We start from the raw sequence: 17,425 nt of genomic DNA on the forward strand, positions 1-17,425 counted from the left end.
TAGAAGAGAGGAGAAAGAATCATCTTGACTGAAATCAAGATTTATTTCTTCTTCACTTCATTGTGGGGAAAAATATCGCGAAAATCTTTGACATAAACGGCTTTGATCCCTTGTCCAAGTTCGTGTACGTCTGCATCTAGACGGAGCCATTTGTTGATCGTGTATTGGAGCAGAACACTTGAAACGGTATCGTTTTTATAGAGAATCCGTAAATCTTTATTGAGCCGTGCCCCGACCTCAAATCCCATCCCCCCTCCGGGGGTAGAGAGGATATTCATGGTATCAATTTGAATTTTTGTCGCACCGTTGATAAGCCCTTTGAGCCCTGCACCGAGCATGAAATTTGTGGCATCGGCACGGACGGTACCGGTAGAATTATCCCCCAGGGCAGTGTTGGCCGGACCTCCGAAGAGGATATAGCTCATAATATCATTTTGGCTCATAACCGGATCGGAACTGAACAAAAATATAGGGGATTCGAGGGTATGGGTGACATAAATGAAAATCTTTTTATAATCAACCTCATGTTCAATGGTGAGATTAAGATAGGGGTTAATAGGGATATTTCCCCCAAAATAGATTTCACTCGGTTTGATCGTAAAAAGTTTTCCCCCTGTTTTGGCTTTCCCCTCCGGAATACTCACCATCCCCAATATCTCTACCGGTCCGAGGGATTCTTTCCACAGGGTAATATCCGGTATAAATGAGATGTCGAGCTCTTTGGTCAGATATCGGATCGGCTGGCGGGATCCGATATGGATATTCATTGAGAGCTTTGTTGTCCCCGGAGGTCGCACATCTTGGATAATAATGATATCGTCGTCCATAACTTTGAATTGCTGTAGCGGCAAATAGGTGATGGTTGCATCAAGGATATTGATTTGGCCGGTGAGACTTTGGCTGCCGTTCACATCACGTTCAAAAGAGAGATTCGCCGCCATGTGGGCATCACCCTCGGGACCTTTGTAGCTAAAGCGATCGGATTGAAGCCGCAACGATGCGCGCAGATCCTCGGGAAAGATTGTTCCGGTGAGGAGCAGCGTATCATAGACCCATACTTCGTCGATGATAAGTTCCCCTGCACGGCCAAGATGAAATTTGGAGGGTTTGTCGGTATGAATAAAATGATTGGCTATCTCAAATCGGTAATGATCAACCGTGATATTTCCATCATTATAATTGACACTCATATGCCCGTCCGTTCCGCCAAAAGCACGTTGGGAGTCGAGTACCGCTGCATACCACGGAACGGTAATATCGCTGTGGATATGGAGTGTATTGGTTAGGGTAATGTGGGTTGTGGAGCGTACTTCGGCGTCATAGTATTCATTCGGGTGCAATTCAATCGGTTTGAACTTAGAGACGGCGGCAAACAGCGAAGGGGTTACCGCATCGATCCATAGCTCCTGTTTCGCATTGCCCATCGCCGCTTTAAGATCAAAATAGTTCCCCAGATAATTTCCCGATCCTTGCAGCCCATAGGTATCCCCTTGCACGAAGAGTTCAAAGGCGTCTCCTGAGAGATGAAGGGTATTTTGCCCTTTCTTTTGAATCAGCGTAAGGGCTAGATGCTCGGGAGGTTTATAGCTCCAGTTTTTCCAGGTAGGGGCATCGGGGGAGAGGGTGAGATTCCCCTCCAGGCTGCGGCGGGTGTTTTGAACCACAAATTTCCCCTCAAACGTGCCGTGATTGTGTTCCAGTCGTCCTGAACCTTCCCATAAGGATCGGGAGTGGAAGTAGTCTCCGTGGGCTTTGATTTTTACGGGTGAAGTTTGTAATGCGGAAGGGAGCATGGGTAGAAAAGACAAATTTTTGCTTGATGCATCAATGTCCCATCGATAACGGTCATAATCATCGCTTGAAAAATGGAGATTCCCCTTATCCACAGAGAGATGACCGCTCAGCCCATCCGCATCGTCGTTCAGCTCACCGTGGAGATTATGGGAGGGGAGCGGATGCGATGAGGTGAGGGTGCCGTCAAAACGGGTTGCCGTCTTTCTCCCCTCTACGGTGTAGCGGAGCTGCTGGCGCGTTTGCATGGAATCGCTGCCGCGGCGTAACGTATAGTCGGCATCGGTATCGAAATAGCCGTTGTCGTAGCGATAGTCAAAACGGAGTTTGATCTTCTCCGCTCGGGTGAGGGGCTCTTGCTTCAGAATGAGAGAGGCAATGTTCGTGGAGAGTTTGGCCTCTTTAGCGGAGAGTTCATCAATACGGACGGACAATGTTCTGGGAAGGTCGGTAAATTTCCCTACATTGAGGGCAAGTTCCGCCGCATTTGGATAGAGGAGGGCAAATCCTTTGATGGCGTTGTTATTCACCTCCCCTTCCACCGCTGCACTGGCGTAACGCGACTGCACGGTGGCACGGATCGACGCAAAGGAGAGAAACTCTCCGTCGTAACTGCCGTTTTTCCCCTCCAAATCGATCTCGATCGGATAGACGCTGATGAGCTGAAGATTGGTGATAACGACCTTCTTCAGCGCAAACGTCGGAAACGGCCACGGTGTCTTATCCGCATTCAGGAAATCATCTAAATGGAGGCGCAGACCGTCAACACGGAGAGAGTCAACGATATGCTTTCCTTCGAGCATTTTGCTCAAGCTGTAGGTGAGTGTGAGTGTTTTGGCTTCCATTTTTTTGCTGCGGAGGTCGTGGAGGGTGAATCCGTCGATCAATGAACCATCCGATGAGCGGTAATGGACTCCGAGCGGTTTAAGCAGATAGGTGCGGAGCAGTTCCAATCCGTCCGGACGAAAAGCGATATACATCGTGATTGACGAAAGGAGTATGACGGTGATGAGGAGAAAGTGAAGCGTCACAAAAAGGTGTTTTCCCCATCGGAGCCATTGTTGTTTGGTCGGCTTCAAAAGAGCTCTCCGATACGAAAGTGGATAGCGTACTGGGTTGTGTCGTTCGGATCGACGCCGACATCGAGGGCGATCGGCCCGATAGGGGTAACGTAACGAAGCCCTCCCCCGACTCCCCAGTAGGCTTCATGAGCGTAATCTGGGATGATGTGCTGGGACGCGAAGGTGAGATCGGTAAACATAACCCCCCGAATCTCTCCGTATATCGGGAAACGGTATTCGACCGTCCCCTCAACCAATGAGGAGAATCCGATTGGATCGCCGGCACTGTTTTTGGGTCCCAGTCCCCGATAGGAATAGGCACGGTTCGAGTTCATCCCCCCGGCATAAAAACGGTACGAGGAGGGGACCTCGCCATCATAAACCCGTAACGTCCCCCATTTGATCTTTGTCGCGAATACTTGGGTATCGATACTGTGGATATAGGCTGCCGAAAGGAGAGGTTTAAAATAGGTTGCATCCGATAAGGCGGAGGAGCGGACAGACCCCGTCACTTTGGCGTTCAGCCATACCCCTTTGGTAGGGTCGAGCGGTTTGTCGCGGGTATCATAGTTGAGTTCGCCGAGCGGAGAGGTGATAAAGAGGAGACTCTGCGGAAATGTGGAGATATCCTGAGAATCGTAGGTTTGGACATGATCGAATAAAACCCCTACCATCGCCGAAGAGGGAGATCCTTGGTATTTAGCGGTTATTTTTTCGTAGGTACTTTTTGTGGCATATCCGTCAAACAGCTCATTTTTATAGCCGACTGCCGCTCCCAGTACTTCACGGTTGGACAGAGGCATCGTGAAGGTACCGGTAGCTTCCTGCGAAATTTGCGAATAGCGCGCATCGAATGCGAGAGTTTTGAGATTGCCAAAAAGATTGCGGTGTTTTATCCCTGTCTGAGCGGTAACCCCTTGATCACTGCTGTACCCTAAACCGGCGGTAAAACGGATCGGGAATTCGGTCTCTTCGATGTTGAGCGTGATGGGGACGATACTGCCGTTGCGCTCGTTGTCGTTGATTACGGCACGGGTAATGGATTCTTGGGAATACAGTGTTTCGTAGCTTTGGCGTATTTTATTAAGATTATAGGGGTCACCCTCTTTAAACAGGAGCATTGAAGCCGGAATAGCACCGTCAATGTTAGGCGTCGATTCGGTGGCGATAGCTCCGAAGGTACACGGTTCATTTGGAGTCGCTTCAAACAGCAGGTAGGCTTTGTCGCTTTGGATATCGACCCATGCTTTGGAATTAAACTCCGCATTGCAGTATCCCGCTTCGCCGTAGCGCTTTTTGACCCGGGCTTTGGAATCTGAAAATTTTTCCTGATCAAACCGATCATCGGTATGGAGCGTGACGATCGAGTCGATATTCAGGGGGCTGTTGATCTTGACATCGCCGATTGTTATGGGATCGTTCTCTTGAATCGTGATGATAATGGCCTCTTTGGTTGTTTCGGAGGAGAGTCTTGCGTGGTAGAAACCTTTGGTACGGTAAAAGCTAGTCAGTGCCGCTACACTTTGCGACAGGGCTATCGGTTCGATAGCAGGGGGTTTCTCCCACACTTCGATGGCATACGGTTTGCGAAGACTCAGCGCCGAATAAAGATCGTCATCTTTTATCTGTGTGTTGCCGATGAAACGCAGAGGAAGTGGGGCGCTAAAAAGTAGGGGAGCAAGCAATAGGATGAACAGGGTATACCGCATTGCCGCTCCTTTGAGTATAGGGTGTATTTTACCCTAAAAAGGGGAATGATGGTTGCGGATAAGAGAGGACGACATGATCGAGGTACCCAAGGGACGAGGGGACTATTTCAGGGTTTAACAGTGACATGAGCATGGTTATAGTTCCGGCATGGCTACAGATCAAAATTCTCTCATTTTTCGGGAGTTCGTCCAAAAAGCTTTGTATCCTTCCTCGAAAGGCTTCGAGCGGTTCATCGCAGACGGTACGGTGCCACCTCTCTTGCGAATCCAAAGAGGCGGGATCAAAATCTTCCATTGCTTCGATCTCGGCAAAGTTTTTCCCCTCGATGGAGGATTTGAAGCGTACTTCGCGCAGGCGTGTATCGGTGATGAAGTGATCGAATCCCATCTGCTGTAATGTAGCGGTGCAACGCACGAGATCGGAGGAGTAGACGCGGTCATACTGCTGATGGATCAGATGCTTGATTTTATCGTGTTCGAAAAGGGCTTCATCGATCCTGATGTCGGTGTGGCCGATGTATCTGCCGTGATACGCGGGAGTGGGCGGCGCGTGGCGAAGGAGGGTCAGTTCCATGCCAGCAACACCGCAAGGATCAAGATCAGCTCAACCCCCTCCAGTGCCATTCCTAATACATCTCCATTGATGAATCCGAGCGATTTTTTGGCGAAGGCGCAGAGGAGGATGGAAGTGCCGATGCCGATAAAAAAGAGGGAGAGAAACGGCCACGAGAGGGTGTAAAACCCAACCGCTCCGTACACTCCGATGAGCACCATAAGGGGGCGGACGTGGAGGCTGTTGTGGAGCTGCGAGACAAACGACGAGCGAAAGTCGTGATGTTTGATCAGGATGAGCAAAGCGATCCGGCTTGTCATGGCAATGGCGATAAAGGGGAAGAAGAGATGGTGCATCAGCAGAAACGATAATGCGGCTATTTTGAGGAGGAGAAAGCTTACCCCGTAAAGTACCCCCATTGCTCCGACGGTCGGCTCTTTGATAACTTGGTAGGGATCTTTTCCGCTATGGGCGGCATACACGGCATCGGCGACGTCTATCACCGCTTCGGTATGGATAAATCCGTACATCCCCATGTAGGCGGCAGCGGCGATTATCGCTCCGAGCCAGTGAAGCGATTCGAGGGAGCAAAACACACCGACAGTGAGTCCTGCGAGAATAACCCCGACGAGAGGGAGGGTGTAGAGCATGGCGGCGAGGACGTTGGGATGGGATAAATCATCGTCTGTCTCAAAGCGTATAGGAAGAACCGTAAAGTAGCTCAGGGCAAATTTAATTCCCAGATAGATTTGTTTCACACGGCACCTCTTTCATGATTTTGAACCAGTTTCGGTCATACACTTTGCGGATATAACTCTCCCTGTGGGGGACGATGCATCCGGCGCAGTTTTGGTGGATGGCGGACTCGCTGACGTAGCGGTCCCCGTCGGGACTCTCTATCGAGCAGGTGCTGAAAAGGGTTTTTTCCCTTTCACTCGTAAACCCCTGATCGTTGAAGCGGAAATTGGGGCAGGCGCACAGATAACAGTTGAGCTCCGGGGTATCGTGGCATTTTTTATTGTCGGCGTAGAGGGGACAGAAATCCGGCTCGTTTGCGACCATGTTGTCAAATCGGAAGTATTCTATCACTTCGTCGTCGCTGAGGCGGGTCAGTTTTTCCATGATTGCGGCGTGTTTTAAGCCGTGGGCGTCAAACCATTTTTTATACGACATTTGCTAATATCCTCTCCGTATCGATCTCGTCTCTCATCGTCGCGATAAACGAATCAATCGTTGTTTTTTTATAGATTTCAAATTTCTCATCGTCGAAAAGGCCGTGGACGAACGTCCCTTTGATGTGATCTTTCTCATAGACAAGCGGATATTTCGCACTCACCCCGTGATGGATTTCAAATCCTTGCACTGTTTTTCCGAAAATTTCGTACACACCCTTTTTGAGCACTTTCTCTTTCTGAAATACGATAACGTCGTCGATAAACCCGAGTCCGTTCTCGCGACTCGGTTTCGCCGTCTCGACGCACCCCTCATCGATGATGCTCTCGAACATCATCTGATACCCGCCGCAAATTCCCAGAATCTCTTTTTGACGTGCTTTAAGTGCCTCAAACAGCCCCGTTTTTTTCAGCCACCGCAAATCCTCGATCACCCGTTTGCTTCCGGGGAGGATGATGAGATCAAAACTCTCCAGCGCCACATTGGAGGTGATAAACTCGACGAAGATTGTCTCATCGGCGATGAGGGGTTCGAAATCGTTGTAGTTGCTCATCGTAGGGTAGTTGATGATCCCGATCTTCTTTGCGGGGTGGGGTTTGTTCTGGACAAAGTTTTTGAGGCTTTGGGAGTCTTCGAATCCGAGGTTAAGAGGTAGATAGGGGAGGACGCCGAGGACGGGGATCCCGAAGCGTTCTTCGATGATACTCACCCCTTCGTCGAAGAGGGTTCTGTCTCCGCGAAATTTGTTGACGATTACTCCGATGACATTGGCGCGCAAGGATTCGGGGAGGAGGTTATAAACCCCCCAGATGGAGGCGAACACGCCCCCCTTTTCGATGTCGGCGACGAGAATGATCTTCGTGTTATATTTTTGCGCGATGTAGATATTGGAGAGGTCTTTGTCCATCAGGTTCAGCTCTACGGGACTCCCCGCCCCCTCGCAGACGACACATTCGTACTGCTCGCTCAAATATTCGAAACATTCATCGACGGCGGGTTTTAGGAGATCTAGGTCGCGGTAGTATTCCCGCACCTCTTTGTCTTCCACGACGTGCCCCTTTACGATCAGTGAGGCGCTGTTTCCGTGCCCTGATTTGAGAAGGATCGGGTTGAGGTGGTAGCTCGTCGGAAGAGCCAGCACCTCCGCCTGAAAATGCTGAGCGATAGCGATTTCGTTTCCGTCATCACAGACGCGGGAGTTGTTGGAGACGTTTTGGGCTTTGAACACTCCGACGTTGATCCCCCGCTCTTGCAGGAGCCGCCCGATCACAAACGTCAGGGTCGATTTCCCCGCATCGGACGAGGTGCCGAAAATAGAGATCGATCTCATGCCAAAACTCCCGCCGCTAATACTAGTATCACAAGAGTATCGAGTTTCCACTGAAGGGTTAATGCACGTTGCACATCCAGCGGCGTAATCTCCTGTTCCCCCTCTCCGAAATAGGGCTTGTTTTTGATCTTTCCGAAATACGGTGTGGGTCCTCCGAGAGAAAGATCGAGTGAGAGTGCCATCGCCGCAATCGGATATCCCGCGTTGGGGCTTTCGTGTAATGCACCGTAATGCCATGTTTGTGTGAGCTTTCCGAGTTTGCCGAAAAGGGTCAGTATCAGTACCGCCGTAATGCGTGAGGGGATATAGTTGGCGATGTCGTCTAAACGCGCGCTCACTTTGCCGAACTTCTCATATTTTTCGTTCCGATACCCCACCATCGAATCGAGGGTATTGACCGCTTTGTAGAGAAACAGCCCGACCAAACCGAAGGCTAACAGATAAAACAGCGGGGCGATCACTCCGTCGCTGAGATTTTCGGCATAGGTCTCGATGGCGGCTTTGCGGATATCGTTCTCGCTCAGATTTTCGGTGTCACGGCTCACCAGATAGCGGATCGATTGCGGCTCATTCAGGACATTTCGGACACTCTCATAAAGCATTTTCCCCGCGATCCCCGTGGAAGCGATGATCCCCAAAATCCACGGATTTTCGATCATCGAGATCGGATAGACGAGTGCTAACACCGCCGCTAACAACCAAAACACGAGCCAAAATCCGCGCAGGATACTGTCGTGATAAAACCGCTTTTCAAAGGTGGTGATGAAATCGCCCATGAGGACTACGGGGTGACGGATAAATGTAAATTCGCCGAAAATGCGGTCGGTTAGGTAGGCGATAAGGGCTATCTCAGAGAACATAACGCCCCCTCAAACCGCATTAATGACTTTATGTCTTTTACTGCAATACGGACATACCGTTCATCCAAAAAGTCAAAATTGGAACAGTCCCGCACCATGATGCGATGCGGAAGAAGTTTCTCCTGAAACTCAGTTGCACTCATCGAAGCAAGATGGACGAGGAAAAAGTTCGCATCGCTCTCAAATACCTGTTCAAAAAGTGGGGAGCTACCGAGGATGACGGCAAGATACTCTTTAGCTTGGCGGTTTTGCTCATGCGAGAGGATGCGAAACGGCTCATCAGCCAAAGCGGTGATGAGAAAATGGCTGTCGAGCGCCGAGATTTTCCACAGAGGTTCTTTTTCCCTGAGCGCGCGGATATTGTCGCGCGTGGAGAGGATGATCCCGACCCTTATCCCGGCGCATCCGTAAAACTTCGTCTGTGATTTTAAAACATAGAGTTTGTCATAGGTTTGGAGGTAGCGGGTTGCCGACTCCCCGCCGCAAAACTCCAGAAACGATTCGTCGATGAGGATCGTGCAGTTTTTGGCACTCCATTTCTCTATCAGCACATCGATCTCGTAATAATGTCCGTCGGGAGTGGAAGGGTTGACGAAGATGACGAGGGAGTTCTCCTCGACTTCCGTATCCATCGCTTCAAAACGGTCGATAAGGGCGATCTTTTTTCCGTAAAGGTGTGAGGCTTTTCTGTACTCAAGATAGGCGGGGGAGTAGATCGTGCAGGTCGGATTATCGAAAAATCGGAGAAGGGAGAAAATCGCCGAAGAGCCTCCGTTGAACAGTTCCATCTCATCGGGATTCACACGGTAATACTCAGCTAACGCCTCCGTTAGCCTCTCATACGTCGGATAAGCATTGAGGGGTACGGAGCTGAAATCGACTGAGGGGGTGATGAAGTTGATGTTGGAGGAGAGATCAACCACCTCTTCGGGAGCGCATCCACAGCGCTGTGCAAAGCCGTTCACATCCCCGCCGTGTCCATAAGTCGTCATTTGAGCCGCTTCTCCAGTCCCAGTTTCACCTCATACACTTCGTCACAAAACCTAGCCAACGTTTGACCGATGATGCCGCTGAGATCGACGTAACGGCGACTGATTGGATCATTCGGGATTACCCCTGATCCGACGTCGTTGAGGACAAACACGATGTTAGCATCTACGCCTCCCAGTGCTTCGATCTCTTCGACCAGTGCTTCTTCGCTCTCATCGAGGCGGTTGAGCAGCCACATCGAGATACAGTCGACGAGGTAGGTGTGGTGAGGCTGAATCACATGGGCTAAATCACGGCTCTCTTCGAGGGTGATAAAGTTTTCTCCGCGCGCATTGCGGTGTCTGTCGATACGATTCCCCATCTCTTCATCGCCGAAACTGTGGTCGTAGGTGGCAAGGTAGTACGGTTTTTGGGTTGCTATGGCAAGTGCTTTGGCCTCGGCCAGCGTACTTTTCCCCGATTTCTGCCCCCCGAAATAGAGTATTTTCATCCTAAAAAACTCTCCACTTGGCGGGTGATTTGCTCTTTGGTAAGGCCGTTTAATATAGCATACATCAATGCCCCTCCGGCACCGACCCCCTCTTTGGCCTCTCCGTCATCGTAGAGTTTGAGGGCAGGATGGGAAGATAATGAGAAATCAAAATCGGCGTAATAAGCGCTGATGGGGAAATCGAGCATCTCCAGCAACCCTTTGATGTCCGAGTTTTGATCTTCGTAGACCCATTTGGTCGTACAGAGGGCGAGATTGCCGCCGCCAATCGATTCTTTTGTGTGATGGAGCACAGAGTTGATAATGAGTAACAGCGCCGCCATCTGGGTTCCGCCGGCGAGGACGGTTTTGATATTGCGCTTTTGAAGTCCCAGGACAAATCCGGCATTGAAAATGAGCATATTGTCGCTCACCTGTGCGAGTTTATCGAATATGTCGTCTAACCCCTCACAGCGGGAGAGTGCTTGATCGACGACACCACGCTTCATGTTGTCGGGGGCATTTTTGAAACTGCTGCTGAACTTTTCATGGACATTGTATCCGAGGGCCAACGCTGTTGCGAGGGCGGTGGTCGTTCCTGCGGGAACCGATTCTCCTAAGAGGATATAGTCGCTTGGCGTGCTGTATTCTTGGCCGAATGCCATCCCTTTTTCAAACAGTTCCATAGCAGGGATATTTGCACCCTCTGCGATCGAGCCGCTGGGGGAGATTCCAAAATCATAGAGGGGAAAATTAGTAATAGCAGGTTTGACTTCCAGTCCGAGATCGAGTAAGCCGATGTCACTGAACGGATGGAGCAGATGGACGGCGCGGGTGATTAGACCCGGTGTTGGAACCCCTTTCGGGGTCGTAGCGATATTTTCCAGGCTCCGTACCTCTCCGGTGCAGAGAAACTCGGCGTCCAGCGTCGGAGTAAGATGGATGAGTCCGGGAATTCCCGCCTGTGTGATCCCTGGGATATTGGCCGTTTTGGTGTTGCTGAGGCTGAGAAGAAATGTCCCCTTTTTCCCCTGTAAAAACTCGGCAAAATTGCTGGTACCTAAAATCGGTTTAATGCTCATCTTCTCTCTCCTTGTCGTGATAATATCGCTCAGTTGTTTTTTGCTCTCCCAGTTCAGCCGTTGGAGTTCCGGTTCGTCTAAAAATTCGTTCACATATCCTATCGTGAGGTAGGCTACCAGTTTATACTCCGAAGAGATATCAAGAATCTTTTTTATTTTTTTGGGTTTGAGAATACTGACCCACCCCACCCCGATGTTATAGGCACGTGCCATCAGCCATAAATTTTGTATGGCGCAGACGACGCTGTATTCCCCAACTTTTCTTTGGGTAGTTTGTCCTAAAATCGCTTTAGAGGGCTTTTTGTAGAGGACGGCAATATTGTACTCTGCCTCTGTGATCCCCTCCAGTTTAAGCGTCGGGTAGAGGGTGTTGTCACGAAAAATTTTTTTGGCTTTGGTATTCTCTTTTTCAAACTCCGCATACACTTTTTGGCGAAGTGATGAATCGTCGATAATGATAAACTCCCACGGCTGTGAAAATCCGACCGATGGGGCGCAATTCGCTGCGTGCAAAATAGCCTCCAGAATCTCCGGAGGAATCGGTTTGTTGATGTAGCGGTTCCCTCTGACGTCGCGGCGTGCGGAGATGATCGATTGGAGCAGTCCGGCATCCTGCGGAGTGAAATTCATGCAAATCCTTTTTGGAGTGTGTCTACGAGACGAATTTTTTGGAGGAGGCTTTGATAGTTTCGGCCGTTCAGATAACGGGTCGTGGCGTAATAGAGCAATGCATACTTCATATACGGAGCAAACTCTTCCCAGTATATATTACGGTCATAGTATCGGAGTAAAAGATCGATTTTCGAGCGATCAGGTGTTTGATCCAAACACCACGAGGCGGCTACTACCGCCAAGTCAAACAGGAAATCCCCTTCGCATGCCTCGGTAAAATCCAAAACACCGCTGAGCGCGTCATTGTCAAAAAGTGCGTTGTCCAAAAACAGATCGCCGTGGATGACTCCGTCGTTGGAAAGCTCCAAATCTATGCTGTCGAAGAGTATTTGAAATACCGGATAGTTTGTTTGAGCGATTAGCGATTGGAGCCGTGAGGGTTCATATAATCGGGTATTAGAGGAGTTGCGTCCGGCACTTTGAGCATGAAAACGGTTCATAAAATCGGCGATTTGAATAATATGAGTCTTTTCGGCACTCTCCGGACTTTTGCCGGGGAGGGTTTCATAGAGTGCGCACGGTTTTTCGCGGAGGAAAAAAATATCGCTGATCGGCCGTGTGATAGGGAGCTCCGAGAGGGCGAGGAGTAGAGTCCTTTGTTCCTGAATTGATGAGAGTGAAGCCGTCTCAAAAATTTTAAGGACACCTCGATCGGTAAAATAGACACTGTCGCTGACTCCGTGCTCGGAAGGGATCAATACCGAGCAGGGGAATACGGCGGAAAGCTCATCAAGGGTAATTAGCGTTTTGATCCCCATCAATTTCCCCTGTTTCGACGGATAATCAAATAGATAAAGAAGGGTCCGCCCAAAAATGAGGTGATAACGCCGATGGGGATATCTGAAGAGGCACCGATATTTCGCGAAATCAGATCACATAAGACCAAAAAGACCCCGCCGTAAAAGAAGGTAGGGAGGATGAGTTTATCGCTGCTTTGCCGATAGATCGTTTTGATGATATGGGGGACGATCAGCCCCACAAATCCGATCGGCCCTACGACGCTGACACAAACGGCGACCGCTAACGATGTTATAAGCAACAGCATCATCGTTACGCGGTTGACATCTATCCCTTTTAAAAACGCAAAATCGAGCGAGGCGAGAAGAATTTTTAGCTCCGCTCTATAATAGCGGATACTTCCCAGCAACAAAATCGAAGCTGCCGAGACCGGATAGAGCGGATCAAAGCCGATAATGCTCAAGCTCCCCATCGTAAAACGGACAATGGAGTAGCTTTGCTGAAAATCGCTCAGGAAGAAGAGAACCATTAATGCGGCCGAATAGAAAAAAGAGAGGGCGATCCCGACGAGGAGGAGCGAATGGGTTTGGGTTGATTTGAGCGAGCGGGAGATTAGAAACAATATCAACACCGTTAAAAGGGCACCGGCAAAGCTAAGTGCATATTGCCAGAATACCATTTCCGATAAAAAGACGATTGCAATGGCTGTACCCAGTGTCGCTCCGCTGGCTACTCCTAGGGTAAATGGGGTTGTAAGGGGGTTGCGAAAGAGGCTTTGGAACACCAATCCTGCCAAACTCAAGATCGCACCGCTGAAAAATGCGATAAGAACTCTGGGGATACGAAGTTCCCAGAAAAGCATGTGTGAGGATGAGTCCGGATGGAGGATATCCTGAAGGTTCAACGCGATCTGCCCAAAGAAAGGGGAAGCTATCAGAATCGCTACGGAGAGGAGGAGGCTAAAGCGTTTCATCATAGTTCACCACAAAATTTCCCTCAAGATTTTTTATTGTATTTGCGAAGCACAATTTCAAATGATCTTTTTCAAAGAACTCTTTACACTCTCCAAAAAACCGGACTTCCCCTTCCTCTAAATATAAAATGGTATATCCGAGCTTGTAGGCAAGATTCAGATCGTGGGTAATAATGATCTTATTCTGAAAATAGGGGCTGTTTTTGAGCAATTGATACACGTTGATCTTTTTGGCCTGATCGAGATTGGCGGTCGGTTCGTCGAGGATCGTGTAGCGTGCATGGTGGATCATGGCTCCGCCGATGAGGAGTAATGCCGATTCTCCGCTGCTGAGTTTGTGGCATCGGCACTCTTTTAGGTGCTCAATCCCTAAAAGCTTTAATACCGTATCGAGATGATCGGCGGAGTTTTTATCGATAACATTAAGTTTCAGATACTCCGATACCGTGAGGTATTCATCGTAAATATTTAATTTGGCGGGGATAAAATTGATCCCTTTCGCTCGCTCTTTGGGTGAGAGTTCCCCGATTCTTTTCCCCTCAAGGGTGATTGTATCGTTGTAGATCAGATTGCAGATCGCTTTGGCAAGGGTTGTTTTTCCGCTCCCGTTATTTCCTAATATTGTCAAATGATTATTGTCGGCTAACGTAAAACTAACGTGTTTTAAAATTTGGAGAGAGAGATTAGTGACGCTGAGCATGGATGAGCATTCCTCGTATATCGTCTAAAAACAATCCCAACCGTTGGCTTGGATTGCTGGAATACTCTTTGTCTTCCACATAAATATTTTGGTGCGTAACCGCATTGATCGGGAGATTCAGCCACGGACGGATGAGAACCTCTTTGCTCAGACCCAGTTCATGTGTATTCGGGGCAAGGAGAATAATGATATCGGGATTAAGGGCAATAATATTTTCGAGATTCAAAACCGGTTGCCCTTTGCGTTTGCTTTGCAATGCATTTTGGTTGCCGCTGCAGCGGATGATATCATCAAAATAGAGATTCTGCCCTGAGACGAACAGAGGTTTGGAGAGATCGGTATTGTGACCGAACACCATCAAAATTTTTTGATCTTTTACAATCCCTTTGAGGGCATGGAGTTTTTGATCGAGTTCGTTCACGATGCGTTTCCCTCCCTCTTCTTTGTGCACATATCGGGCGATGGTGAAGATCGATTCGCGTATAGAGGGGTACGTGTCGATTTTAAGTACGATAGTTTTTATCCCTAAGGCGCGAAGTTTTTCTCCTAAGGGAGCATTATTCTCCTGCAGCATTACTATGCTTGGACGGAGCGAAAGTATTTTCTCCAATGAAGGGGAAAAATATCCCCCCACTTTGGGTCGAGTCTTAGATTCCGGAGGATAATTGCAATACTCAGTATTGGCGATCACTTCATTTCCCGCCCCGAGGGCGAAGAGTGTTTCATTGATGGCGGGGCTTAATGCAATGATTCTTTCGTTTGCATAGAGTTGGCTGCACAGCACTATGAGAGCAAAAAATCTTAATAGCATGCCTCAACCTTATAAACCCACATCATAGTTTTGGTATCTTTTAAGAGTGTGTTTTGGGCTGTTGTATTGACCGGTTTTTCGTCGATCGTATAAAACCATCCGAATGTGCCGATTTGGGATTGTACTCCGTCAATGGATCGAACAAAAAGATACTTTCTCGTTTTACTGGTTTGGACGGCACTGACCTGCTGTAAGACGGAAAGTGCGCTTGCCCCCGGTGTATACGTCGTTTGGACGACTTTATCGGGCATACCATTATTGTAACGGATTGTCACGACCATATCTTCGGCAAAGAGGGTAAGGACAAAAAGAGCCAATACAAAAAGTGGTTTCATTGAAAGAGTGCCTTTAGTGCATTTAAAAAATATATTTCAATCCTGCTGTGAATGTCGTTGTGAAATCGACAGGATAGATCGTATTGTCTTTTATCCAAATACCGTTTGATTTATCAAATAAATTATTGATTTTAGCGAACATTTCATAATTGCCTTTTGTATACGTCACCGAAAGGTTGGTAGAGCGGAAAGGCTGTTCTCTTTGAGCAAAATAATTGTTGAAATCATTTAAAGCGTATGCTTGTGAACGATATAACTGGGTCAACGATACCGTCGTATTGACATTTGGCAAATAGGAAACGGTCGCTTTGACATTATGATCCGAGACACCGGGGAGTTTCTTCCCGGCATAGTTTTCCCCGTTGAACTGTTCTTGATCGATAAAGGCTTGGACGTAGTTATAGTTGGCGTACAGATTCCACTGATCGTTGATTTTTAATTGATCTGAAAGATCGATGCCGTATTTATGGGATTTATCAATATTGGTATTGGCGGAATTGATAAAGAACGGATCGGAGTAATAGTAAATTTCATTGGATAAATTTACGTAATAAAGGGAAGCCTTGAACTTATTGGCAGAAGAAATGTTGTTGTACCCGATGGTATACGTATCGGTTTTCATGGGTTGAATAAATCCGTTGAAGGTACCGTCATAGTTAAAAAAACGGTCGATATCGGGAGCTTGGAAGGCATGTGCATAATGGGCAAATACCGATTGTTTGGGTGTGAAAATAAAACTGTATCCAAGTTCTATGGCATATAATGCATTATCTTGGGCTAACGTGTTGGTTGCGTCCTGATAGGTGTATGCAACTTTTTCATACCGTCCGCCCGCTGTAAACGTGTGGTTGTTTACATGAAGCTCTGTTGACAGATACAGAGCTTTATTATCTTTAGAGATAGTATTGGTAGATCCCTGACGCTCTCCCCATGTGCCGGTAACGCCCAGCTTTGCTTTGAAAACGTCGTTATTGTAGTTAATTTGAGAACGAACGTTATCATTGCGATAATTTGAAATAAAGTTATAAGTAATGTAATCGGAGTGTTTGTTCTCATGCGAACTGTCCAATTCGACGGAATAGTTTGAATTGATCGTATAAATAAGACCGCCGTTAATGACATTGGAACGATACGTTTGATGGGTGGCAGAAGATGACCCTTTTTGTGTCGGATCATCATGGTATTGCGCCAGTGTTAGTGGACCGCCATAGAGAGTATCATACGTCGAAAATTGTGCACCTCCATGGAGTTGGAGCGTATCTGTGGGACGATAGGTGAGTTCAACGCCGCCGTTAGTATTTTTTCGAGTGTCATGATTGCCGTAGTTATCAATTACACGTGTTCCGTCTGTATCGGAATGATCCAGATGGAGCGCATACGAGTAACGCTCTTTGGCAGAAGAGAGGTACATAGATTCACCGAGAGTATGATAATTACCGGCATAAACCCCCAGCTCGTTATAGTTTTCTTCTTTGGTAATGATGTTAATAACGGCGGCATTCGCTCCATCTCCGTAAGCAACAGCACCTGAGCCTTTTAGGATTTCAATCCGTTCAATACTGCTAAGGGGGATAGCGCTAAGAAGTTGAGGCACCATGTCAATATTATTGAGCCGTTGTCCATTGAGGGTGACGACGATATTTTGATAACCATCTCCGATTCCGTAACCGTGGACATCCAATTTTTGAGAAAAGGGATTTCCATAGCTCGGTGCAGTAATAAGAGAGGTTTGTTGATTGAAAAAATCGTAGATGTTTGTGGTACGGGACTTCTCAATATCTTTAGCCGTATACACTTCGGCAGAGTAGGGAGCATCCAGTTCATTATGCTCATAGAGGTTGGATGTGACGGCTATAGGCGCAAGCGTTAGCTCTTCAGCCCCTAATGAGGCGACTAGGGTCGCGCAGAGGGCGACGACGAGGGTTGGTTTAAACATAAATATCCTTGAGTCATAATAGTAATAATCGATGAGGTCAGGATATTCGACGGAGGTGAGACAGTTGAGTAGGTGTGAATAGGATGCGTCGGACAAATCCATGCAATTTTATGGATGATTTGGATTTGGCGGATTGCTGAAGCATAGGCTTGAATAGCGGCAAGGGAAAAGTAGGTTTTACCGAATCCCTTAGGTGCATGCATCGCTATCTTTCCTCTTTTTTTAAGGAATTATAGCAAAAA

At 48.1% G+C, this 17,425-nt stretch carries 17 protein-coding genes; all 17 read right to left on the bottom strand.

Going from position 1 to position 17,425, the window contains the following annotated elements; all coding sequences use genetic code 11:
• Positions 1 to 41 precede the first annotated feature (41 nt).
• Genes WC407_RS03890 through WC407_RS03970 form a run of 17 tightly spaced genes read right to left on the bottom strand, consistent with a single transcriptional unit; the run spans position 42 to position 17,386 of the window.
• Complete coding sequence (locus WC407_RS03890) at positions 42 to 2,870, bottom strand: translocation/assembly module TamB domain-containing protein (protein ID WP_373021247.1); 2,829 nt, start codon at positions 2,868 to 2,870, stop codon at positions 42 to 44.
• Entirely contained in the window at positions 2,867 to 4,561 is a 1,695-nt protein-coding gene (locus WC407_RS03895) for an autotransporter assembly complex family protein (protein ID WP_373021248.1), read from the bottom strand. The genes WC407_RS03890 and WC407_RS03895 overlap by 4 nt, the downstream gene beginning before the upstream one ends.
• A 28-nt stretch (positions 4,562 to 4,589) precedes the next feature.
• Positions 4,590 to 5,135 carry a histidine phosphatase family protein gene (locus tag WC407_RS03900; RefSeq protein WP_373021249.1) on the bottom strand — a complete coding sequence of 182 codons (546 nt, stop codon included), beginning with the start codon at positions 5,133 to 5,135 and terminating at the stop codon, positions 4,590 to 4,592.
• Entirely contained in the window at positions 5,126 to 5,872 is a 747-nt protein-coding gene (locus tag WC407_RS03905) for an adenosylcobinamide-GDP ribazoletransferase (protein WP_373021250.1), read from the bottom strand. The genes WC407_RS03900 and WC407_RS03905 overlap by 10 nt, the downstream gene beginning before the upstream one ends.
• Positions 5,847 to 6,287 carry a hypothetical protein gene (locus tag WC407_RS03910; protein ID WP_373021251.1) on the bottom strand — a complete coding sequence of 147 codons (441 nt, stop codon included), beginning with the start codon at positions 6,285 to 6,287 and terminating at the stop codon, positions 5,847 to 5,849. Before WC407_RS03910 ends, WC407_RS03905 begins: the two co-directional genes overlap by 26 nt.
• Positions 6,277 to 7,617: a cobyric acid synthase gene (locus WC407_RS03915; protein WP_373021252.1), complete on the bottom strand. Its 1,341-nt coding sequence runs from the start codon at positions 7,615 to 7,617 to the stop codon at positions 6,277 to 6,279. Before WC407_RS03915 ends, WC407_RS03910 begins: the two co-directional genes overlap by 11 nt.
• Positions 7,614 to 8,477: an adenosylcobinamide-phosphate synthase CbiB gene (cbiB, locus tag WC407_RS03920; protein WP_373021253.1), complete on the bottom strand. Its 864-nt coding sequence runs from the start codon at positions 8,475 to 8,477 to the stop codon at positions 7,614 to 7,616. The genes WC407_RS03915 and cbiB overlap by 4 nt, the downstream gene beginning before the upstream one ends.
• Entirely contained in the window at positions 8,462 to 9,469 is a 1,008-nt protein-coding gene (locus tag WC407_RS03925; RefSeq protein ID WP_373021255.1) for an aminotransferase class I/II-fold pyridoxal phosphate-dependent enzyme, read from the bottom strand. The genes cbiB and WC407_RS03925 overlap by 16 nt, the downstream gene beginning before the upstream one ends.
• On the bottom strand, positions 9,466 to 9,957 hold the full coding sequence (locus tag WC407_RS03930; protein WP_373021259.1) for a bifunctional adenosylcobinamide kinase/adenosylcobinamide-phosphate guanylyltransferase: 492 nt from the start codon (positions 9,955 to 9,957) through the stop codon (positions 9,466 to 9,468). Before WC407_RS03930 ends, WC407_RS03925 begins: the two co-directional genes overlap by 4 nt.
• Positions 9,954 to 11,648, bottom strand: coding sequence for a nicotinate mononucleotide-dependent phosphoribosyltransferase CobT (cobT, locus tag WC407_RS03935; protein ID WP_373021261.1), 1,695 nt, complete (start codon positions 11,646 to 11,648; stop codon positions 9,954 to 9,956). Before cobT ends, WC407_RS03930 begins: the two co-directional genes overlap by 4 nt.
• A complete protein-coding gene (locus WC407_RS03940) occupies positions 11,645 to 12,448 on the bottom strand; it encodes a phosphotransferase (RefSeq protein ID WP_373021262.1) in 804 nt (267 codons plus the stop codon). Before WC407_RS03940 ends, cobT begins: the two co-directional genes overlap by 4 nt.
• A complete protein-coding gene (locus WC407_RS03945) occupies positions 12,448 to 13,404 on the bottom strand; it encodes a FecCD family ABC transporter permease (RefSeq protein WP_373021263.1) in 957 nt (318 codons plus the stop codon). The genes WC407_RS03940 and WC407_RS03945 overlap by 1 nt, the downstream gene beginning before the upstream one ends.
• Positions 13,388 to 14,101, bottom strand: coding sequence for an ATP-binding cassette domain-containing protein (locus WC407_RS03950; protein ID WP_373021267.1), 714 nt, complete (start codon positions 14,099 to 14,101; stop codon positions 13,388 to 13,390). Before WC407_RS03950 ends, WC407_RS03945 begins: the two co-directional genes overlap by 17 nt.
• Positions 14,085 to 14,912, bottom strand: coding sequence for an ABC transporter substrate-binding protein (locus tag WC407_RS03955; RefSeq protein WP_373021268.1), 828 nt, complete (start codon positions 14,910 to 14,912; stop codon positions 14,085 to 14,087). The genes WC407_RS03950 and WC407_RS03955 overlap by 17 nt, the downstream gene beginning before the upstream one ends.
• On the bottom strand, positions 14,903 to 15,247 hold the full coding sequence (locus tag WC407_RS03960; protein ID WP_373021269.1) for a DUF4430 domain-containing protein: 345 nt from the start codon (positions 15,245 to 15,247) through the stop codon (positions 14,903 to 14,905). Before WC407_RS03960 ends, WC407_RS03955 begins: the two co-directional genes overlap by 10 nt.
• Positions 15,248 to 15,269: 22 nt before the next feature.
• Entirely contained in the window at positions 15,270 to 17,183 is a 1,914-nt protein-coding gene (locus WC407_RS03965; RefSeq protein ID WP_373021270.1) for a TonB-dependent receptor plug domain-containing protein, read from the bottom strand.
• The gene (locus WC407_RS03970; RefSeq protein ID WP_373021273.1) at positions 17,141 to 17,386 is read right to left on the bottom strand and encodes a hypothetical protein; all 246 of its coding nucleotides are present in this window, start codon (positions 17,384 to 17,386) and stop codon (positions 17,141 to 17,143) included. Before WC407_RS03970 ends, WC407_RS03965 begins: the two co-directional genes overlap by 43 nt.
• Positions 17,387 to 17,425 lie beyond the last annotated feature (39 nt).

Origin of the sequence: Sulfuricurvum sp. (assembly GCF_041651515.1) — a bacterium.
In the GTDB taxonomy this organism is placed as follows: Bacteria; Campylobacterota; Campylobacteria; order Campylobacterales; family Sulfurimonadaceae; genus Sulfuricurvum.